The following is a 21,311-nucleotide window of genomic DNA, read 5'->3' as shown; positions in this document are numbered from 1 at the left end:
GGTCGAAGCCTGACAATCGGCCCGGATCCCAGCCGGATCGGGGGACGCGAGCGCATGATCACCACAGGTTGACCGGTCGCTCGCACCAGCGGCGGCCGGGTAGGGAGTTCGGGTCTCCCGTCAGCCGGTGCGGCGCCTGTCCTCGGGTTGGGCAGGTCGCCCACCCCCCGTGCCACACGGCGAGGGCCCCGCGATCGAGATCGCGGGGCCCTCGCTGGTACCGGGTGTTACTTGACGACGACCGTGATGGTCGGGCTGGTGCTCGTGGTGAGCTCCGAGGTCCCGGCGAAGACGGCGTGCAGGTTGTGCGCGCCCTTCTTCAGCAGGAGCTTCGACGTGACCACGCCGTCCTGCACCGTGACGGTGGCGAGGCGCTTCGAGCCCTGGTAGATCCGGGCGGTGCCGTCGACGCTGAAGCCGGTGGCCTTCACCTGGACGGTCGCCTTGCCACCGCTGTACTTGACGGCGGTGCGCGACGGGGCCTTCTCGACGGAGACCGTCATGGCCTTCGCGGTCTTCGAGTTCGTTCCCGAGTAGACCGGGTCCGCGTTGACGAACGAGGCCGTCACCGAGTGCTTCCCGATGGCGAGCGTGCTCGGCAGCGTCATGCTGGCCGCGCCGTCCTTGACCGGGGCGGTGCCGAGGACCTTGCTGCCGTCCTTGAACGTCACCGTGCCCTGCTGGGTGCCGATGCCACCGGCGATGGTCGCGGTGACCGTGGCCGGCTTGGCGGTGCCGTAGGTCTGCTCGGCGGCCGACGCGGTGAGCGTGGTGGTCGTCGTCGGCAGCGTGGCGTGCAGGTCGAACTTGTCGACCGTCGAACCGATCGCAGCCGGGTCGGCGGTGGCCGTCGGCTGGAGGGTCACACCGCAGCTGTCCACCTTGCCGTGCTGCACCGCCGAGTTGAGCGTCGTGCAGTCGCTGGCGCGGATGTTCTCGACGGCGAGCTTGTCGTCGGTGACCGAGACCTTCACGAAGGTGCGGACGTGCTCCTGGTTCTCGACCGAGTTGGCGAAGTGCCGCTCACCCTTGGGGTCGAGCGGGTCCGCGCCGTAGCCCTGGGTGGCGTCCGGGGTGGTGAGGTCGTAGTACTTCGAGCCCGAGGCCGAGTTCGCCGTCATGTAGATGACGCCGCCGGGGCCGGAGAAGACCTCGGGAGCAGCGGGCTGCTCGTTGACGTTGGCCTTCTTGCCGTTCTTGATCGCGTAGCTGCGCGAGTAGGAGTGGTCGTGGCCCTGCAGGACGAGGTCGACACCCATGTCCGAGAACGAACGCGTGAAGTCGAACCGGCGCTGCTGGTTGTCCTTGTCGTTCGCGTGGTCGGCCGGCGAGTAGATCGAGTGGTGGTAGACCAGCGTGGTCCACTTCGCGTCGTCGCCGTAACGGTTGATGACGTCGCGCACGTAGTTCACGTGGGCAGCGTCCGAACCGGCCGCGTAGGCGTTCGAGTTGATGTCGATGAACAGGACGCCCTTGTACATGTACCAGTAGTCGCCACCCGAGTTCGCGGTCGTGTTGCCGCCCGGGTAGAAGTCCGGCACCTTGAGGGAGTTCGGCACCTGGTTGTGCTGCTCGTAGGCCTTGCCGCCCACGTCGTGGTTGCCGATGGTCGAGGCCCACGGGTAGCGCTTCAGCACGTCGCTGCTGTCCGCGAACGCACCCCACTCGTACTCGTTGTTGGCGTGCTCGACCTGGTCGCCACCGGAGACCAGGAGCTCGGCGTCCGGCTCGGTCGACGTGGCGTACTCGAGCGTGTCCGCCCAGCCGGCGCCGTCGTCGTCGGTGAAGCCGGACGAACCGATCTGCGGGTCACCGAAGAACAGGAAGTCGAAGTCGCCGGAGAAGCTCTTCGTGGTGAAGGTGTACGACGCGGACCAGGCCGAGCCGTCCGCCGCACCGACGTGGTACGTGTACGAGGTGTTCGGCTCGAGGGCCGAGATCGTCGCGTGCGCGTTGATGTAGCCCGATTCGGCGGCGATGCCCGGGATGCTCTTGGTGTTCGAGTCGGTCGCGCTCGAGTCGGCTGCGGTGTTCGCGGCCTCCGAGGCGGCGACCGTCTGCTTGGCGTCGGTGAAGACGCCGTCCGTCATGGACGCGGTCTTCTGGATCTCGAGCGACTGCGCGACGTTCGTGGGGAAGTACCACGAGGCGATGCGCTGGCTCTCGGTCGCGCCGACGCCGAGCAGGATGTGGATCGGGCCACCGGTCGAGATGTTGGTGGTGGGGGTGTTCGTCGCAGCGGTGGCGGCGTTCGTGCCGACCATCGAGGCACCGGCGATGAGCGCGGCCCCGAGGACGGCTCCGCAGACGCGGAGGGTGGTGGTTCTGCGCCGGGTAGTGGCGCCGGACAGGAGACTCATGTTGGTCCGTTTCTCAGACGTGGGATGGTGCAGCACGGAAGACTCTGCACGCCCTGCAAAACGTCTTGGTAAACGCTGAGTGACGGTTCATCGTTGTTCAGGAACGGACGTCGAACGCCCCCGGGACGACGGGCCCGGTCAGCCCGCGGCCAGCCGTTCGACGAACCAGATCATCCCCATCACGAAGACCCCGGCGGTCACCGCGCCCGTCACCCAGAGCGACACCCGGTGCGCCTTCCGCCGCAGCAGCGCGAGCGGCGGGAACACGATGACGATGATCGCGAGCTGCACGGCCTCGATGCCGACGTTGAAGACGAGGAGCGAGACGAGCAGCTGCCACGAGAACGCCTCGTGGATGCCCAGGGCACCGGCGAACCCGAGCCCGTGGATGAGTCCGAAGGCGAAGACGACGGCCAGCCGGGTCCAGCCGGCGCGGTCGAGCGAGAAGTGTCCGTGTTCGCCGACCACCAGTTCGTCGGCCCGCGACCGGCGTCGCCAGAGCCGCCACAGGTACCAGCCGGCGACCGCGGCGATCGACAGGGCGATGAGCGGCTCGACGACGATCGCGGGTGGGCTGACCACACCGAGCGCGGCGAGGATGAACGTGATCGAGTGCGCGATCGTGAACGCGGACGCCGTGTAGACGACCTCGCGCAGGCGACGCGACCCGGCGATGAGCGCGACGAGGAACAGGATGTGGTCGATGCCGGTCAGCAGGTGTTCGGCGCCCAGGCGGAAGAACTCCCAGAAGCGCTCCCCCGCCGACTGTTCGGTGGAGAACGTGCGCTGCGAGGCGTCGAGGGTGGCCGATCCCGCGCGGTCGTCGACGTCGTACGTGACGATCGTCTTGGTGTCGCGGACGAAGGACTCGTCGTCGGGGAACAGCGTCGACGACACCACGTGTCCCGACTGCGTCTCGGACGCCTCCGGGCAGGTGAAGTCGGCGGTGACGTGGGCGTACGGCACCTCGTCCCGCAGGTCGACCGTGACCGTGGGGTCGAGGGTGCCCGTGCAGGCCCGCCCACCGGCTCCGGTCACCGTGAACCGGTCGAACACGTACTCCCCGATCGCGTCGGTGTGCGCCTCGGCGGCCGTCACCATCCCCGGGAAGTCCCCGTCGTCCCAGGCGCGCTGCCCTTGCTCGTGCAGCGCGTCGTCGTGCTCGCTCGTGGCCACCGAGACGAGCATCAGGTCGTACTCGAGCCCGAGCTCCGCCCGCACGACCGTCGGCTTCGTGGACGTCACGTCGGCGTACACGACCGAGCTGAAGCCGTGCGCCGACGCCGGTGCGGCTCCCCCGAGCACGCTGATCACGACCACCCCGAGCAGCACGAGCGCGGCGGCGACCCGTGCGGCCAGCGCAGTCAGCGCGGTCGGGGAAGACGAGTGGACGGGGCGGGCGCGCAGGAGCGCGGCGGTGGTTCCGGAGGGCACGCGCAGACGATCCGGCTCACAGACGACCGGAAGGTGAACAACCGGTGACCAGCAACGGGACGGGTGTTGGACAGGTCCCCCGACCGGCCCGGAGCGGCCGTCGGGCGTGCTTGCATGGTGCCGTGATCCGCCCCGCCACCCGGACGACCTCCCTGTTGACCGCCGTCGCCCTCGCCGCGGCCGGCGCCACCCTGCTGGCCGGCTGCTCCCGGGCGTCGGACGGCACCACTGGCGGCACCGGCACCGGCACCGGCCCGACGGCGAACGCCTCGGCGCACGCGTCCGCCGGCGTCCTGGGCACCGGGTTCTCCGATCCCGACCAGCCGCCGGCACCCGAGGCCACCATCCACCCCGAACCGGGTTCGTGGTCCGGCGTGCACGCTCCCGCGGGCTACGACGTCGTGCTGCTCTCCGACGCGGGGGACGCCGCGGACGCCCCGACCCGGACCCTGCTCGACGCCGTCGACTCGTGGGCGTCGGACGAGGACGTCACCGTCACCCCGGTCTCGGCGACGGACGCCGACGACCGGATCGCCGCGGTCCTGCGCGCCGTCGACGCCGAGCCCGACCTGGTCATCACCGTCGGCAACCACATGGTCGACCCGCTCGCGGCCGTCTCGCCGACCGCGCTCCACCAGCAGTTCCTGGTCGTCGGTGCCGAGATCGCGGAGCCGACGTCGAACGTCACGGCGGCGGACTGGACGGGCGGCGGGTTCCGTGGCGAGGGCCTCGGTCCGTCGAGCCACTACGACCCCGGCACCTTCACCGAGGACCGTGCCGCTCGCGGGCTGCGCGCCGGCCTCGCCGCGGTGCTGCACGACCTGCGCGGCATCGTCGTCTGGGTGCCCTGACCCGGCCTTCCCCCGCTACGCGGTCTCCGGCTCCAGCACCCGGGCCCGCACCTGCGCCGCTGCCCCGAGGGCCACGGCATCAGCCCCGAGCGTCGACTGTGCGAGCCGGATCGTCGCCCCGCTGACGGGCGGTTCCGCGTCGATCGCCGCCGAGATGGCGGGGTGGAGCAGGTCCCACGACCGTGCGATGCCGCCGCCGATCAGGACGGTGGTGACGTCGAGGATCCCCGCGGTCAGCAGCGCGGCACGGGCGAGACCCCATCCCGCGGTGGCGAAGACGGCGGCCGCGTCGGCGTCGCCGCCGCGCGCTGCGACGGCGACGTCCCGTGCCGAGAGCGTGCGCCCGGAGCGCTCGGCGTAGCGGTCGGCGATGCCGCGGGCGCCCGCGATGGTCTCCAGGTGCCCGGTCTGCCCGCAGGTGCAGCGGGCGTCGCCGAACCCGGGGACGTGGCCGATCTCGCCGGCGGCGCCGCGCGGGCCGGCGAAGAGCCGTCCGTCGAGCACGAGGGCGCCGCCGACCCCGGTGCCGAGGGTCATGCCGAGCACGTCGGACTCCCCCACCACCGCGCCGGTCGCGATCTCGCCGAGCAGGAACGCGTTCACGTCGTTGTCCAGTGTCGCCGGCACGCCGAGCGCGTCGGTGACGGCCCGCGTCACGCCGTACCCGGCCCAGCCGGTGAACGAGTTGCCGGTGACCAGCACGGTCCCCGTGGCCCGGTCGACGACACCGGCCGCGCCCACCCCGACACCCGCAAGGGAGGCCCGGTGCGTGTCGAGCAGACCCGTCACCGCCCCGAGGGCGGCCGTCACGATCGCCGCCCCGCCCGCGTGGGCGGGCGTCGGCAGGTCGACCCGGTCGATGACCTCGAGGTCGTGCGTGGTCAGGACGACCTTGGTGTTCGTCCCGCCGATGTCGACCCCGGCCAGGACCCGGCTCACGCGGTCACCGCCGCGAGCGAGGCGAGGCGCGCGGCCCGGCGCTGTCGTTGCAGCACGGGGTCGGGCACCGGCACCGCGGCGAGCAGGCGTCGGGTGTAGTCGGTGGTGGGGTGCAGGAGCGTGGTGCCGGTGGTGCCCTGCTCCTCGACGACGCCCTGGCGCATCACCACGACACGCTCGGCGAAGTGCTGCACGACGGCCAGGTCGTGCGAGACGAACAGGCACGCGAACCCGAGGTCGTCCTGCAGCTCGCCGAGCACCTCGAGCACGGTCTCCTGCACGCTGACGTCGAGCGCCGAGGTCGGTTCGTCGGCGACGAGCAGCCGCGGCTCGAGCACCAGCGCCCGGGCGAGCGAGACCCGCTGGCGCTGCCCACCGGAGAGCTCACGCGGGGCCCGGGATGCCAGGGTCCGCGGCAGCCGGACGGCGTCGAGCACCTCGTCGATGCGGCGACGCCGGTCGGCCGAGGACATCCCGCGACGGTGCACGGCCAGGGGCTCCGCGATGCACTCGGCCACGGACATCCGGGCGTCGAGGGACGCCACCGGGTCCTGCAGCACCACGCCGATGCCGGACCGGAGGGCACGGCGGTCGCGCCCCTTGGCCGTCCGCAGGTCCTGCCCGAACAGCGACACCGTGCCGGACGTCGGCTTGATCAGACCGAGCGCCACCCGGGCCGCGGTCGACTTGCCCGAACCGGACTCGCCGACCAGACCGACGGTCTCACCGGCGTGCACCGTGATGTCGATGCCGGCGAGCGCGTGGACGGCGCGCGCCCCGCGCCCGAACGTCACCGAGACGTCCCGCAGGTCGACCACCGGGGCCGCACCGGGCCTCCCGTCCGCCGCACCCGACGCACCCAGCTCGGAAGACGCCGGCGTCTCCGCGTCACGCCCCCGGATCTGGAGGCGTCTCGCCGACTCGGCGGCGTCGGATGCCGACGCCGGTGTCTCGAGCCGCGGCACCGCGGCGAGGAGCCGCTTGGTGTACTCGTGCTCCGGGCGGAGCAGGACGTCCTCGACCCCGCCGGTCTCGACGATCTCGCCCTGGAGCATGACCGCGACCCGGTCGGCGAAGTCCGCGACGACGCCCATGTTGTGCGTGACCAGCAGCACGCCGGTGCCGGTCTCGACGGCGAGCGCGCGCAGGAGCTCGAGGATCTCGGCCTGGACGGTCACGTCGAGCGCGGTGGTCGGCTCGTCCGCGATGAGCAGCTTCGGTGCGTTCGCGATCGCCATCGCGATGACCACGCGCTGGCGCTGCCCACCGGACAGCTGGAACGGGAACGACCGGGTGCGCGACTCGGGGTCGGGGATGCCGACGCGGCGGAGCAGGTCGACGGCCTCGGCCGCGGCGGCGGACGCGGAGACGTCACGGTGGTTCCGGATCACCTCGGCGATCTGGGCGCCGACGCGGGTGAGCGGGTCGAGGGCGGTCGCGGGCTCCTGGAAGACCATCGACACCGTCGAGCCGCGCAGTGCCCGGAGTTCGGGCTCGGCTGCCCCGACGACCTCGTGCCCGGCGACGACGGCGCTGCCCGATGCCGTCGCGTTCCCGGAGAGCAGGCCCATCGCCGCGAGGGCGACCGTCGACTTGCCGGAGCCGGACTCGCCGACCAGGGCGAGGGTCTCGCCGGGGGCGACCGACAGGGACACCCCCCGCACGGCGTCGACGGTGCCGGACTCGGTGCTGAAGGAGACGCCGAGGTCGGTCGTCCGCAGGATCGGTTCGTTGGTCATCAGCGGCCCCGCACGTCGAAGGCGTCCCGCAGTCCGTCGCCCACCGCGTTGAACGCGCAGACGACCAGGATCACGGCCAGACCCGGCGGCACGATGAGCCACCAGTGTCCGGAGTACGCGGCGGTGAGTCCCGCCGAGAGCATGCCGCCCCAGTCCGTCGCGGGCGGCTGCACGCCGAGCCCGAGGTACGAGACGTAGGCGACCAGCAGGATCGCGTCGGCGACCTGGAACGTCGCCGCGACGACGATCGTCGACACCGAGTTCGGCAGCAGGTGCTTGCCGATCGCGCGGGCGTGCGAGCCGCCGATCGCGCGCAGGGTCAGGACGTAGTCGCGGTTCTTGAGCGTCAGGGTCTCGGCACGGATCAGGCGGGACGGCACGAGCCACGACACCAGACCGAGGATGACGATGAGGCCGCCGACGCCGGGGTTCGTGATCGCCGAGATGACGAGCAGGATGAACAGCGCCGGGATCGCGATGCCGGCGTCGACGACGCGCATCATCAGGGCGTCGACCCAGCCGCCGACGTACCCGGCGACGGAGCCCCACAGGGTGCCGACGACGGTGGCCAGGACCCCGGCGGCGATGCCGACCATCAGGGAGACCTTGCCGCCGTACATCAGGCGGCCGAGGACGTCGTGGCCGACGGCGTCGGTGCCGAGCCAGTGCGCGGCGCTCGGGCCCTGGTTGGCCTGCTCGAGCATCGTGTGCGTCTGGTCGGTCGGGTACAGGAACGGGCCGACGAAGCAGAACAGCACGATGACGACGATCAGGGCGAGGCCGATCACGGCGAGGGTGTTGCTCCGGAACCGGCGGGCGGCGAGCCGGAACCCGGTGGCCGCGACGGTGACGGGGGCTCCCGGGGCTTCGGGGGCCATCTGGACGGCGGTCATGCGCGGCTCGCCTTCACTCGGGGATCGATCAGGGACTGCGCGACGTCGGCGAGCAGGGTGCCGATGACGGTCGCGATGGAGATGACGAGCACGCAGCCGAGCAGCGTCGGGTAGTCGGAGGACTGCGCGGCGTTCCAGAACAGCAGCCCCATGCCGGGGTAGTTGAACAGCTGCTCGGTCACCAGAGCGCCGCCGAACAGCACCGGCAGGTAGTACCCGAGCATCGCCACGACCGGGGTGAGCGAGTTGCGGAAGACGTGCCGCCGCAGGATCGTCGCGGTCGAGGCGCCGCCGGCACGGGCGGTGCGGACGTAGTCCTCCTGCAGGTTCTCGAGCGTCGAGGCGCGCATGTAGCGACTGAACACCGCGATCATCGCCAGCGCTCCGGTCACCACGGGCAGCACGAGTCCGGCCGGGTCCTGGAACACCTCGGCCAGGGTGTTGCCGCTCGGTGCCTGGGACGGCAGCCACGGCAGCTGCTGGCTGAACACGATGATCAGGACGAGTCCGAGGAAGAACGCCGGCGTCGAGTAGAAGACGAACGCCAGGGCGGTGGCGGCGTAGTCGACCGCACCGTTGCGGCGGGCCGCCTGGAGCATGCCGACCGGGATCGCGACGACGAGTCCGAGCACCGCGGAGATGCCGGTGAGCACGAGGGTCTTCGGCAGGCGCTCGGCGATGAGCTGCGAGACCGGCTCGTTGAGCGTGTACGAGGTGCCGAGGTCTCCGGTGAGCAGACGACCGAGGAACCGCAGGTACTGCACGGGCAGCGGCTGGTCGAGCCCCTGCGCCTGGTTGAACTGGGCGATCTGCGTGGGCGTCGCGGAGACGCCGAGCACGCCGCGGGCGGGGCCGCCGGGCAGCGCGTGCAACAGGCAGAACACCACGACGGTGACGATGAGGATCACCGCGAGCGCCTGCAGGACGCGCCTGGTGAGGTAGAGAGCTGTGGTCATGCGGGTTCCGATGGTCGGTTCTTGCCTGAGCCGGGGCGGAGGCGCGGTGCGGGTCGTGCCCGCACCGCGCCTCCAGGCCGTGGTCGCGTCAGCGACCTACTTGGTCCACTTCCACTGGGCCGGGTGGAAGTTGGCGAGCGAGTCCTGGTCGAACCCGGACAGGCCCTTCTTGACGACGGAGATCTGGTAGTCGGGGCTCGGCAGCCAGATCACCGGCAGGTCCTTCGCGACCGCGGCGCTGTAGTCCTGCACGGCGGTGGCGTCGGTCGAGGTGGTGGTCGCGTCGATCAGGTCGTCGACCTGCTTGTTCGAGTAGCTGCCGAAGTTCGCCGAACCGCCGGTCTGGAAGAGCGACTCACCGGTCGGGTAGGCCGGGAAGTACCAGCTGCCCGCGGTGCCGAAGAACGACAGGTCCCAGTCGCAGCTGGCCTCGTCCGAGGTGCAGGTGGGGGTCTGCGACAGCACGCTCGACACCGGCGCGGTCTTGATGGTGAAGTCGATGCCGGTCTTCGCGAGCGAGGACTGGATCGCGCTCATCATGTTGTCGGTCACGGTCGATCCGGACTGCGACAGCACCTGCATCGAGAACTTCGTGCCCTGCTCGACACCCTCGCCGCACTGGCTGGCCGAGGTGCCCGGGTCGGTGCAGACCATCGTGCCGCCCTGCTCCTCCCAGCCGTGGCTGGTGAGCAGGTCCTTGGCCTTCGAGGTGCTGAACGGGTACGGGTTCGACTTCTGCACGTCGGAGACGTAGTCGGACTCCTGCGCCTGCGGGACGGGACCGTAGGTCGAGGTCGCGGTGCCGTTGAAGACGACCTTCGACAGCGACTTCTGGTCGATCGACATCTGGACGGCCTGCCGGGCGTACAGCTGCTTGAAGACGGCGCCCATCGTCGGGTTGTTGAAGTTGTACGGCATGTACGTGATGGCCCAGCCGGTCCAGGGCTCCACGGAGTAGCCCTTCGCCGTGAAGGACGACTCCTGGTCCATGTCGGTGGCGTTGATGTAGCCGTAGTCGACCTCGCCGGAGCGGACCGCGTTCACCTCGGCGTCGGCCGTGGTGAAGGGGAGCAGGTTGACCGTGGTGATGGCGGGCTTCTGACCGCCGTCGTACTTCTTGTTGGCGACGAGGGTGACGTTGCCGGCCGTGGTGAAGGTCTTGACGCCGTAGGGGCCCGAGATCGTCTTCCACAGGGGGTCGCTGGCGTAGTCGCTGATCTTGCCGGCGGCGGTGTTCAGGTACTTCCAGACCTGCTTCGCGCCGGCGGGGGTCTCGTCGGCGTCGGTGACCTTCGCGCTCGCGCTGGTCTTGTCCCAGGCGTGCTGCGGCAGCGGGATGATGTTGCTCAGCTGGTTGGCGAGCATCCAGTCCGAGTTGTACGCCTTGTCGAACGTGATGGTGAAGTGCGTGTCGTCGACGGCCTTGAACGAGGTCCAGTTGTCCGGCGCCTTGCCCTTGGAGTACCCGCCCCACTGCGCCTTGTTGGCCTTGATCAGGTTGAACCAGAACTCGACGTCGCGGCTCGTGATCGCCTCGCCGTCGGACCAGTGCCGGTCGCCGAGCGTCATCGTGACGCTCTTGCCGTCGTCGGCGAACTTCGCGTCGGTGGCGACGGAGCCGGCCTTGTTCCACGCGATCTTGCCGGTGGAGCCGTCGTACGCGACGAGCGGTTCGTACAGCGACTGGGCGATGGAGCCGTTGTTCGTGTTGAGGTGCGCGGCGGTGCCGATCGGCAGGATCCAGTTCGGCGTGAAGTTGGCGGGGAGCGCGTAGTCGATCTCGTCGGTCGATCCCGGCGAGGCGTTGCCGCCTCCGGAACAGCCGGCGAGCAGCGCGCTCACGGCGATCGCAGCTCCGGTGAGGAGCGCCCAGCGACGGGGCTTGGACATGCGGTGTCTCCTTGTGCGAGGGACTTCGGGGAGTGGAGCACGAGGTGCCGAGCGGCACGAGGACAGTCAAGGACCAAAGCCATTGGAAAAACAAACATCTCGATGTAAAAACTGCGTTACTGCGGAACGGTGGAAAGGGTGGACCGCTCGATCCGCCCCGTAGGCTCGCCGAAGAACCGGGCATCCACCCGTGTCGTGTTCCCGTTCCGCCGGCAGCCGCCGGTGTTCCGTCCGGATTGGAGAAAGTCGTGGCCGATCTCAGCGCCCGCGTCCTCGAGCTCGTCGCTTCGGGGCAGGCCGCCAGCCGGACCGAGATCGCGAAGGTGCTCGGGGCCGCCCCGTCGACCGTCTCGCACGTCGTCGGCCAACTCCTGGAACACGGGATCCTCGCCGAGGAGGGCACCGACGTCTCCACCGGCGGCCGCCCCCGCAAGGTGCTCCGCATCGGCGGCGTCGACGAGTACGCGGTTGCCGCGGACGTCGGCGGCGGGCACGCGCGCATCGGCGTGGTGCTGCCGGGAGGCGCGCTCGAGTCGGTCGCGAACGTCCCGTTCGCGCTCTCCGACGGTCCGACCGCCGGGCTCCAGCGGCTGGCCGCGTTGCTCGAGCGGCTCGCCGACGACCGTGGTCGCGAAGGGCTGCGGGGCGTCGGGCTCAGCCTGCCCGGGCCCGTCGACGTCGTCGCCGGCGTCGTCGACCTGCCGAGCCGGATGCCGGGGTGGAACGGGTTCCCCGTGGCCGCCTGGCTGAGCGAGCGGTTCGGGCTGCCGGCGATCGTCGACAACGACGCGAACTGCATGGCGGCGGGCGAGCAGACCGTGCAGGACCCGGCTCGACGCCAGACCATCACGATCAAGGCGGGCTCGGCGATCGGCGCGGGCATCGTCATCGACGGCCGGCTCTACCGCGGGTCGACCGGTGCGGCCGGGGACATCACGCACGTGCGGATCGACGCCGCCGGGGACACCCCGTGCTCGTGCGGCAACACCGGGTGCCTCGAGACGGTGGCGTCCGGCGCCGCCCTGGTCCGCATCCTGTCGAACGCCGGGGTCGACGTCGCCTCGACCGCCGACGTCGTGCGGCTCGCCTCGGACGCGCACCCCGAGGCGACCCGCGCCGTGCGGATGGCGGGCAAGTACCTGGGCGAGGTGCTCGCCGCCAACGTGAACTTCTTCAACCCGGACGCCGTCTACCTCGGCGGCATCCTGTCGACCCTCGACCCCTTCATCGCCGCCGTGCGGAGCCAGCTCTACGAGAGCTGCCACCCGCTGATGACCCAGCACCTGGCGATCGAGCCGGTGTCGCTCGGCGCCGACGCCGGCCTCGTCGGCGCCGGGCAGTTCGCCCTGCAGCGGGGCCTCGCCGCCTCGCTCGAGGAGCTCTCCGCGCCCATCCCCCAGTCCACCACCAGGAACAGGAGCGTCCGTGTCTGAGACCGGTCCCGTCACCCCCGCCGTCCCCGCCTCCCCCGCCAGCGCCGCCAGCGCCGCCGGCGCCGGTCGCCCGGTCATCGCCATCGCCGGCCTGGCCATCGAGACCTCGACGTTCACCCCGACCCGGACCCACGCCCCCGCGTTCCACCCGGACCGCGGCGACGAGGCCATCACCCGCTACCCGTTCCTGGCGACCATGGCCGACCGTGCGGACTTCCGCGGGGCGCTCATCGGGCACGCACTGCCCGGCGGGATCGTCGACCGGGCGTCGTACGACGCGCTGGCCGACGAGATCGTCGAGCGGCTGGGTGCGATGGGGCCGGTCGACGGCCTCTGGTACGACATCCACGGCGCGATGGTGGTCGAGGGGCTCGACGACGCCGAGACGGACCTGCTCGGTCGCATCCGCCAGGTCGTCGGCCCCGACGTCATCGTGTCCGCGTCGATGGACCTGCACGGCAACGTCACGCGCGAGCTCGCCCACCAGGTCGACCTCGTCACCTGCTACCGGATGGCCCCGCACGAGGACACCCTCGAGACGAAGGAGCGCGCCGTCCGGAACCTCGTCGACGTGCTGACCGAACGGCCCGTCGGTGCGCAGCGCCCCGTGAAGGCCTGGATCCCGATCCCCGTCCTGCTGCCCGGCGAGCAGACCTCGACCCGGCTCGAGCCGGCGAAGTCCCTGTACGCGCAGGTCCCGCTCGTCGAGCAGACCGAGGGGGTGCTCGACGCCGCGATCTGGGTCGGGTACGCCTGGGCCGACCAGCCCCGCGACCAGGCCGTGACCGTCGTCACCGGGTGGGACGAGGCAGCCGTCGCGGCCGGCGCCGAGCGGCTCGCGTCGGCGTTCTGGGATGCCCGCGAGGACTTCGTCTTCGTCGCACCCACCGGCACGTTCGAGGAGTGCCTCGACGCCGCGCTCGCCCCTGGCGCCGCGAAGCCGTACTTCGTCTCGGACTCGGGCGACAACCCCACGGCGGGCGGCTCCGGGGACATGACGTGGGGGCTGACGCAGGTGCTCGCCCGTCCGGAGTTCCAGGACCCGTCGGGCCCCACCGTCATCTACGCGAGCGTGCCCGGCGCGGCCGCCGTCGCCGCCGCGGTGGAAGCCGGCGTCGGTGCGACGATCACCGTGACCGCCGGTGCGACGGTCGACCACGTGCACGCGGGTCCGATCACGATGACCGGTCGGGTGCACGCGATCAAGCAGGGCGACCGGGACGCCGAGACCGAGGTCGTGCTGCAGGTCGGCAGCGTGTTCGCGATCCTGACGAAGCTGCGGAAGCCGTACCACCACGAGCACGACTTCACCGACCTCGACCTGGCGCCGCGGCAGGCGGACGTCGTCATCGTGAAGATCGGGTACCTCGAGCCGGAGCTGTTCGACATGTCCGCCGACTGGATGCTCGCGCTCACCCCGGGCGGCGTCGACCAGGACCTGCTGCGCCTCGGGCACCACAGGATCGAGCGCCCGATGTTCCCCTACGATCGAGTGTTCCCGACGGCACCGGACCTCCGCGCCCGCATCGTCCCCGCCTCCAACGAACCGCTCGGAGCCCCTGCATGAGCACCACCGCCGCACTCGAGATCGCCGTCACCTCACCGGCCGGTGCGATCACCGCGCGGGACGGCGGCGCCGACCGCGTCGAACTCTGCGTCGGTCTCGAGCTCGGCGGGCTCACCCCGTCCCAGGCCCTGGTCGAGACGACCCACGAGACGGGGATCCCGGCGCACGCGCTGGTCCGCTGCCGCCCGGGCGGGTTCGTGCACTCCCCCGACGAGGTCGAGCTCATGGTGCGCGAGGTCCGCACGGTCCTGCGCTCCGGGGCCGCCGGCGTCGTGGTCGGAGCCCTGCGCCCCGACCGGACCCTGGACGAGGACGCCCTCCGCCGCTTCGTGGACGCCGCCCGCTCGGTCAGCACCACCGCCGAGATCACCCTGCACCGGGCGATCGACCACGCGATCGACCCCGTCGCCGCCGCCGGATCGCTCGCCGCGCTCGGGTTCACCCGCGTCCTGACCTCCGGCGCCGCCCCCACCGCGGTCGCCGGTGCCGAGACGATCGCGCGCATGGTCGGGGCAGCCGGGCCCGTCCAGGTGATGGCCGGCGCCGGCGTCACCCCCGCCGACGTCCGTGCGCTGCTCGCCACCGGAGCCGCCGCGGTGCACCTGTCGGCCAAGCGCCCGGCCGCCGGCAGCACGCACGCCGGGGTGCCGATGGGCGCCGGCGACGACGGTTCCGCGCACTTCGTCACCGACGCCGAGGTCGTCACCGCCGCACGGCGCGCGCTGGACGCCTGACCCGCTCGCCGTCACACGGGAATGGCGGCCGTCGGAACCCGCTTGACGCCCCCATGACATCGTCAGCAGCGCGCCGCGGGTGGCTCAGCGTCACGTCCGTCGCACTCGGGTCATTCGTGCTCGTCCTGTCCGAGTTCCTGCCCATCGGGCTGCTCCCCGCCATCGCCGACGACCTGGACGTCGGCATCGGCACCGCCGGCCTGATGGTCGTCGCCACCGGACTCGTCGGCGCCGTCGCGGCACCGGTCGTCACCGTCCTGACCTCGCGACTCGACCGCCGGGTGGTGCTCGTGTCCCTGACCGTGCTGCTCGTGGTCGCCGACGGCCTGGCCGCGATCGCGCCGTCGTTCTGGGTGCTGCTCATCGCACGCATGCTGCTCGGTGTCGGCATCGGCGGCTTCTGGGCGATCGGTGCCGGGATCGCCGGGCGACTCGTCCGGCCGGAGCTGACGATCCGTGCGACATCGCTCATCACGGCAGGCGTCTCCGTCGCGACCGTCGTGAGCCTGCCGCTCGGCGCCCTCGTGTCGTCGCTCGCCAGCTGGCGCCTCGGCTTCGTGATCGGTGGGGCGCTCGGTCTCGTCGCGCTCGTCCTGCAGCTGGCGATGCTGCCGCGGATCCCCGCGCAGCAGCGGGTGCGGTTCGCCACGCTCGGGTCGCTGCTCCTCGTGCCCCGCGCCCGGGTCGGGCTCATCGCCGCGGCCTTCGTCTTCGCGGCCCAGTTCGCCGCGTACACCTACATCGCTCCGTACCTGCAGCAGCTCGTCGGTGTCGGCCCCGACACCGTGACGATCGCGCTGCTGGTGTTCGGCGTCGCGGGCATCGTCGGCAACTTCGCCGCGGGCTTCACCCTCGACCGCAGTGTCCTCGGCACCATCGGGGCGTCGAAGTTCGTGCTCGCGGCGGCCGTCGTCCTGCTGCCGCTGCTCGCCCACTCCGTCGTGGGGGTCTTCGTGCTGCTCGTCGTGTGGGGCCTGGTATGGGGTGCGCTGCCGCTCGGGATGCAGACGTGGATGTCGACGGCGTCTCCGGCCGGGTCCGAGACCGGGCTCGCGCTGTTCGTCACGACGATCCAGCTCGCGATCGCCGCCGGTTCGGTGCTCGGTGGGGCCGCAGTGTCATCGTTCGGTCTCGCTGCCGACTTCTGGCTGGCCGGTGGGGTCGCGGTCGTCGGTGCCGTCGTGCTCGTCGCGATGGGGCTGCGGAAGTCGAGCGCCGTGCCGGTGGTCGAGCCGGTCGCGGCCGAGCCGACGCCGACCGGCCCGGTGGCCGTCGCCTGCCCCTGACCGCCGTTCCGGGGCCCGCAAAACACCGGTGTTCGTGCTCTGAACACGCGAGAACCGCGGTTCGACAGGCGAACACCGGTGTTTTGCGAGCCTGACGGCGCGGAACCGGTCCCGACGGCTGAGCACGAGCGCTCCCTGATCTCAGAATCGACGCACCAGATTTTCTGAGATCAGGCCGTATCTCAGAAAATCTGGTGCCCGTATCCTGAGATCGACACCGTCACCTGCTCCGGCGTCCGCAAGACACCGGTGTTCGCGCGCTGAACACGCGCAGACAGCGGTTCAACGGGTGAACACCGGTGTTTTGCGGAATCGCCCCCACGGGGAGGGTCAGGTCAGCGTGACGATGCGGTCGGCTGCGGCGATCACCGCCGGGTCGTGGGCCGCGTGCACGACCACGACACCGGCTGCGGCCTCGTCGGCGAGCGCCGCCACCACGAGCGCCGCCGACTCAGCATCGACCCCGGCGGTCGGTTCGTCGACCAGCAGCACCCCCGCCCGCTGGGCCAGCCCGAGCGCGACGAGCGTGCGCTGCCGCTGCCCGCCGGAGAGCTCCTCGATCGGCCGATCGGCAAGGTCCGTGATCGCCATCCGCTCGAGCTGCGCGTCGACGACCGCTCGGTCAGCGCGTCCGAGCGGCCGCCACCACGCGCGGTGCCGCCACCGCCCCATCGTGACGGCCGCGCGGACGGTGAGCGGGAGCGTGGTCGGCGGCACGGACTGGGTCACGTAGGCGACACCGTCGGACGGGAGGCCCGTCACCCGCCCGGCGGTCGGCCGCACGACGTCCGCGACCACGTCGAGCAGCGTCGACTTGCCGGATCCGTTCGGCCCGGTGAGCGCGGTGACGACCCCGGCGGGGAAGACCGCGTCCACACCGTCGAGGACGGTCCGGTCGCCGAGGACGGCCGTCACCCGGTCCAGGTGGACGGCAGATCGGGGATCGGCGGGGTCGGTCGGCTCGGTCGCAGGCACCTGAGCACGCTATCAGTATCGATACTCGTTTTCATGTAGCGTCTCGGACCGTGACCTGGCTGACCGATCCGTTCTCCGTCGACTTCATGGTGCGCGCCCTGGTCGGCGGCTCCCTGGCGGCGGTCCTGTGCGCCGTCGTCGGCACGTGGGTGCTGGTGCGCGGCATGGCGTTCCTGGGCGAGGCGCTCTCGCACGGCATGCTGCCCGGCGTCGCGATCGCCACCCTGACCGGGGTCCCGCCGGTGCTCGGCGCCGCGGTGAGCGCCGGCGTCATGGTGCTCGGTGTCGGAGCGCTGCGTCGTCGCGCCCGACTGTCGTACGACACCTCGATCGGCCTGCTCTTCGTCGGGATGCTCGCACTCGGCGTGATCATCGTGTCGTCGTCGCGGTCGTTCGCCACCGACGTCACCGCGATCCTGTTCGGGGACGTCCTCGCCGTCACCCGGGCGGACGTCGGCGGCCTCGCGATCGCCGCGGCCGTCGCCCTGGCCGTCGCCGTGGCGTTCCACCGGCCGTTCACCGCGCTGGCGTTCGACACCCGCAAGGCCACGACGCTCGGCCTGCACCCGCGCCTGGCCGAGGTCGTGCTCATCGGGCTCGTCACCCTGGCGGTCGTCGCCTCGTACCGGGCGGTCGGCACCCTGCTCGTCGTGGGCCTGCTGCTCGCGCCCGCCGCCGCTGCCCGCGCGTGGACCCGGCACGTGGCCTCGACGATGCTCCTCGGCGCCGGCATCGGTGCGGCCGCCGTGCTCGTCGGGCTCCTCGTCTCCTGGCACGCCGGCACCGCCGCCGGCGCGAGCATCGCCGCGGTCGCCGTCGGCGGCGTCGTGGTCTCGCGCGCCCTGGCCGCCGTCGTCCTGCGGCGCACCCCGATCCCGACACCGGCGCGCGCGGCCGCGCCGGCAGCACCACGATCCGCCGCACCGTCTCGAGAGGGAGCATGAAGCACTCGACCACCAACCGCGCCCCCGCGCGCATCCTGTCCACCATCGGCCTCGCCACCGGCATGGCCCTCACCGTCACCGCCTGTTCCACGGGCGCCCCGTCGGCCGACAGCTCGACCGGCACCGTCCGTCCCCACGGCTACGTGGCGGGCGCGAGCGAGTCCCAGGAACCCCAGGTGCGCCTCCTGGCCGTGTCGGCGACCGGCGCGACCGCGCTGCACGACCTGCTCACCGAGGAGACCACCGAGCTCGACACCGTGGACGCACCGGAGCACTCGGCGACCGACGGCCGGTTCCTCGTGACGAGCGACGCCGACCGCACGACGATCGTCGACGGCGGGTCCTGGACCGTCGACCACGGCGACCACACGCACTACTACGCCGCCGAGCCGCGGGTGGTGGGCACGATCGACGGCGGCGGCCGGGTCGCGGTGCACTCGTCCGAGACCATGACGACGATCACCTGGCCGGACCGAGCCGAGGCGGTCGTGCTCGACCGCGAGGCACTGGGACAGGGCGAGGTCGACGAGACCGCACGGATCGACGCGCGCGTCCTGCTGCCGATGGGCGAGCATCTCGTGGCGGCCGACGGCGACCGGGTCCGCGTGCTCGACGCCGACGGCGAGGCGACGAACGCCACCGACACCGACACCGACACCCAGGCCTGCACCGACCCCGCCGGCGGGATCGTCACCCGCGCCGGCGCAGTCGTGGGCTGTGCCGACGGGGCGGTCGTGGTGGACGACGCCGGCGAGACGTCGTTCGTCGACCTGCCCGACGGTGCCGAGCGGCCGACGGCCTTCGCCGCACGTGCCGGCCGACCCACCGTCGCCGGGCTGGCGGGCACCACCGGGTTCTGGCTGCTCGACGCGCGACAGGGTTCCTGGCGCCTCGTGCCGACCGAGCGGCCCCTGCGCGCCGTGGTCGCGGTGGACGACGAGGACGAGCACGTGGTCGGCGTCGACGACTCCGGCCGGGTGGTGGTCGTGACCGCCTCGACGGGGAAGGTCGCCACGACGAAGGCACTGGTCGACGCCAGCCCCGACGACGACGCCCCGCTGCTGCAGCTCGATGCCCAGCGCGCCTACCTGGCCGACCCCGCGGACGGCACCGTGCACGAGATCGACTTCGCAGACGGGGCCCGGGTCGCCCGCACGATCGAGCTCCCCGTCGCCCCAGTCGCCTTCGCCGAGGCCGGACTGTGACGCGCACCAGGGCCCTGACCGCGGGCCTCGTCGCCGCAGCGCTCGCCCTCGTCGCCACGGGGTGCACCACCACCGGCTCCGACCGCCCCCTCGTCGCGGTGACGACGAACATCCTCGGCGACGTCGTCAGCGAAGTGGTCGGGGACCGGGCCGACGTCATGGTCCTCATGCCGCCGGGCGCCGACCCGCACTCGTTCGAGGTCTCCGCGCAGCAGGCCGCACGGCTCCGGAGCGCCGACCTGGTGGTCGAGAACGGGCTCGGGCTCGAAGAGGGGGTCGCCCGGCACGTCGCGGCGGCGGCCGAGGACGGTGTGCCGGTCTCCACCGCCGGGGACGCGTTCGACCCGCTCGAGTGGACCACCGAGGACGACAGCGGCCCCGACCCGCACTTCTGGACCGACCCGGCCCGGATGGTCGACGTCGTCGAGGCCCTCGACCAGGACCTGCGCGACGCCGGGATCGAACCGGCCGGCACGGACGCCTACCTGGACGAGCTCCGCGACCTGGACGACACGATGACGACCGCGTTCAGCACCGTGCCCGAGGAACGCCGGGCGCTCGTCACGAACCACCACGTGTTCGGGTACCTGGCCGACCACTACGGCTTCCGGGTCGTCGGGGCGGTGATCCCGAGCGGGACCACCCTGGCCTCCCCGAGCGCCGCCGACCTGCGCGACCTGGCCGACGCCATCGACGAAGCGGGCGTCCGGACGATCTTCGCCGACGCCTCGCAACCCGCACGGCTGGCCGAGGTGCTCGCGGACGAGGTCGACCTGCACGTCGAGATCCGCCCGCTCGCGACGGAGTCCCTCACCGAGGACGGCGACGCCTCCACCTACCTCGGCATGATGCGCTCGAACACCGAGGCCATCGTCGACGGCCTGTCGACTGGTAAATGAGAATGAGAATCAATACAGTGAACGGCATGACGAACACGAAGACGCTCCGGGCCGTGTGGCCCGCCGCCCTGCTCGGTGCGGCCGCCCTGGCCCTGACCGGGTGCGCCACGGACACCGACGCCGGGTCCGACACCACGGACGCCCCGAAGGCCGACGGGACCCGCATCACCCTGACCTACGACGGCGGCCTGCTCGTCCTCGACCAGGACCTGCAGGTGGTGGCCGACGACGCGATCGACGGCTTCACCCGGGTCAACCCGGCCGGTGACGGACGCCACGTGCTCGTCACCGTGCCCGAGGGCTTCCGGGTCCTCGACACGCAGGCCGAGCCGGCCCTGACCGACGCGGTGTTCCCCGCCGACACCGGCGGCCACGCGGTCGTCCACGGCGACCGCACCGCCCTGTTCGCCGACGGCACCGGGGACGTGACGACGTTCGACCACACCGAGCTCGACGGCGCCGACCTGCCCGAGGTCGAGACGACGAAGTCCGAGGCCGCCCACCACGGCGTCGCGATCGAGCTCGAGGACGGCACGCTCCTGACCACCATCGGCACCGAGGAGAGCCGCTCCGGCGTGCGCGCCCTGGACGCCGACGGCGAGGAGATCGCCCGGTCCGAGCAGTGCCCCGACGTCCACGGTGAGGGTGCCGTCAGGGGTGAGGTCGCGGTGTTCGGCTGCACCGACGGCGCCCTGGTCTACGACGACGGCACGTTCGAGAAGATCGACGCCCCGACCGAGTACGGCCGCACCGGCAACCTGTTCACCACCGAGGACTCGTCCGTCGCCGTCGGCGACTACAACGACGACCCCGACAGCGAGGGCTACCTGCTCGACCAGATCGCCCTGATCGACGCGGCCTCGGGGAAGTACACCGTCGCGGACATGCCCGACGGCGTCGGCTTCACCTTCCGCGACCTGGCCCGCGGCCCCGGCGACGAGGCGGTCGTGCTCGGCGACGACGGTGCCCTGCACACCTTCGACGAGACGACCGGCGAGCCGCTCGAGTCGTACCCGGTGATCGACGCGTGGGACGGCCCGGCCGAGTGGCAGGACGCCCACCCCGCCCTGAAGGTCGCCGGTGACGTCGCCTACGTCACCGAACCCGCCGAGCAGAGGATCCACGCGGTCGACCTGACCACCGGCAAGGTGATCGCCTCGAGCGACGAGCTGCCGGGCGTGCCCAACGAGATCGCGGTCGCGTAGC

General features: G+C 71.9%; 17 protein-coding genes. 9 read left to right on the top strand and 8 right to left on the bottom strand.

Translation table 11 applies throughout. From position 1 onward, the window contains the following. Positions 1-227 precede the first annotated feature (227 nt). Positions 228-2,360: an Ig-like domain repeat protein gene (locus QRN30_RS04020; protein ID WP_284760520.1), complete on the bottom strand. Its 2,133-nt coding sequence runs from the start codon at positions 2,358-2,360 to the stop codon at positions 228-230. A gap of 138 nt (positions 2,361-2,498) precedes the next feature. Beyond that, the gene (locus QRN30_RS04015; protein WP_284760519.1) at positions 2,499-3,794 is read right to left on the bottom strand and encodes a HupE/UreJ family protein; all 1,296 of its coding nucleotides are present in this window, start codon (positions 3,792-3,794) and stop codon (positions 2,499-2,501) included. Positions 3,795-3,916: 122 nt separating this feature from the next. Here QRN30_RS04015 and QRN30_RS04010 point away from each other — a divergent pair, with 122 nt between their 5' ends. Further along, on the top strand, positions 3,917-4,645 hold the full coding sequence (locus tag QRN30_RS04010) for a type 1 periplasmic-binding domain-containing protein (protein ID WP_017887588.1): 729 nt from the start codon (positions 3,917-3,919) through the stop codon (positions 4,643-4,645). Between the two features lie 15 nt (positions 4,646-4,660). Here QRN30_RS04010 and QRN30_RS04005 read toward each other — a convergent pair whose 3' ends face one another. The 5 genes from QRN30_RS04005 to QRN30_RS03985 form a co-directional block, all read right to left on the bottom strand. Further along, positions 4,661-5,584 carry an ROK family protein gene (locus QRN30_RS04005; protein ID WP_262118279.1) on the bottom strand — a complete coding sequence of 308 codons (924 nt, stop codon included), beginning with the start codon at positions 5,582-5,584 and terminating at the stop codon, positions 4,661-4,663. Then, a complete protein-coding gene (locus QRN30_RS04000; RefSeq protein ID WP_017887590.1) occupies positions 5,581-7,323 on the bottom strand; it encodes a dipeptide ABC transporter ATP-binding protein in 1,743 nt (580 codons plus the stop codon). Before QRN30_RS04000 ends, QRN30_RS04005 begins: the two co-directional genes overlap by 4 nt. Next, positions 7,323-8,216, bottom strand: coding sequence for an ABC transporter permease (locus QRN30_RS03995; RefSeq protein ID WP_017887591.1), 894 nt, complete (start codon positions 8,214-8,216; stop codon positions 7,323-7,325). The genes QRN30_RS04000 and QRN30_RS03995 overlap by 1 nt, the downstream gene beginning before the upstream one ends. Next, positions 8,213-9,172: an ABC transporter permease gene (locus QRN30_RS03990; protein ID WP_017887592.1), complete on the bottom strand. Its 960-nt coding sequence runs from the start codon at positions 9,170-9,172 to the stop codon at positions 8,213-8,215. The genes QRN30_RS03995 and QRN30_RS03990 overlap by 4 nt, the downstream gene beginning before the upstream one ends. A 96-nt stretch (positions 9,173-9,268) precedes the next feature. Next, positions 9,269-11,062, bottom strand: a complete 1,794-nt coding sequence (locus tag QRN30_RS03985; protein WP_140449175.1) for a peptide ABC transporter substrate-binding protein — start codon at positions 11,060-11,062, stop codon at positions 9,269-9,271. 248 nt (positions 11,063-11,310) lie between these two features. On the opposite strand from QRN30_RS03985, the gene QRN30_RS03980 reads away from it, so the two are divergent. Genes QRN30_RS03980 through QRN30_RS03965 form a run of 4 tightly spaced genes read left to right on the top strand, consistent with a single transcriptional unit; the run spans position 11,311 to position 16,082 of the window. Further along, positions 11,311-12,495 carry an ROK family protein gene (locus QRN30_RS03980; protein ID WP_017887594.1) on the top strand — a complete coding sequence of 395 codons (1,185 nt, stop codon included), beginning with the start codon at positions 11,311-11,313 and terminating at the stop codon, positions 12,493-12,495. Beyond that, the gene (locus QRN30_RS03975; protein WP_259494982.1) at positions 12,488-14,062 is read left to right on the top strand and encodes a M81 family metallopeptidase; all 1,575 of its coding nucleotides are present in this window, start codon (positions 12,488-12,490) and stop codon (positions 14,060-14,062) included. The genes QRN30_RS03980 and QRN30_RS03975 overlap by 8 nt, the downstream gene beginning before the upstream one ends. Further along, positions 14,059-14,796: a copper homeostasis protein CutC gene (locus tag QRN30_RS03970; RefSeq protein ID WP_017887596.1), complete on the top strand. Its 738-nt coding sequence runs from the start codon at positions 14,059-14,061 to the stop codon at positions 14,794-14,796. The genes QRN30_RS03975 and QRN30_RS03970 overlap by 4 nt, the downstream gene beginning before the upstream one ends. A 53-nt stretch (positions 14,797-14,849) precedes the next feature. Further along, complete coding sequence (locus QRN30_RS03965; protein WP_042540984.1) at positions 14,850-16,082, top strand: MFS transporter; 1,233 nt, start codon at positions 14,850-14,852, stop codon at positions 16,080-16,082. A 330-nt stretch (positions 16,083-16,412) separates the two neighbouring features. Here QRN30_RS03965 and aztA read toward each other — a convergent pair whose 3' ends face one another. Next, positions 16,413-17,057 carry a zinc ABC transporter ATP-binding protein AztA gene (aztA, locus tag QRN30_RS03960; protein ID WP_259494977.1) on the bottom strand — a complete coding sequence of 215 codons (645 nt, stop codon included), beginning with the start codon at positions 17,055-17,057 and terminating at the stop codon, positions 16,413-16,415. Between the two features lie 50 nt (positions 17,058-17,107). On the opposite strand from aztA, the gene aztB reads away from it, so the two are divergent. From aztB to QRN30_RS03940, 4 genes are read left to right on the top strand one after another with little or no spacing between them, the layout of a single operon-like run. Then, positions 17,108-18,001 (top strand): zinc ABC transporter permease AztB, encoded by an 894-nt coding sequence (aztB, locus tag QRN30_RS03955; RefSeq protein ID WP_056073299.1) that lies wholly within the window; start codon positions 17,108-17,110, stop codon positions 17,999-18,001. Further along, positions 17,998-19,206, top strand: coding sequence for a YncE family protein (locus QRN30_RS03950; RefSeq protein ID WP_194589828.1), 1,209 nt, complete (start codon positions 17,998-18,000; stop codon positions 19,204-19,206). The genes aztB and QRN30_RS03950 overlap by 4 nt, the downstream gene beginning before the upstream one ends. Next, entirely contained in the window at positions 19,203-20,105 is a 903-nt protein-coding gene (locus tag QRN30_RS03945; protein ID WP_284760518.1) for a metal ABC transporter substrate-binding protein, read from the top strand. Before QRN30_RS03950 ends, QRN30_RS03945 begins: the two co-directional genes overlap by 4 nt. Before the next feature lie 26 nt (positions 20,106-20,131). Further along, positions 20,132-21,310 (top strand): hypothetical protein, encoded by a 1,179-nt coding sequence (locus QRN30_RS03940; RefSeq protein ID WP_284760517.1) that lies wholly within the window; start codon positions 20,132-20,134, stop codon positions 21,308-21,310. Position 21,311: the final 1 nt, after the last annotated feature.

Origin of the sequence: Curtobacterium sp. MEB011 (assembly GCF_030209655.1) — a bacterium.
Classification (GTDB): domain Bacteria; phylum Actinomycetota; class Actinomycetes; order Actinomycetales; family Microbacteriaceae; genus Curtobacterium; species Curtobacterium poinsettiae.
This window is presented reverse-complemented; position numbering and strand designations above follow the sequence as displayed.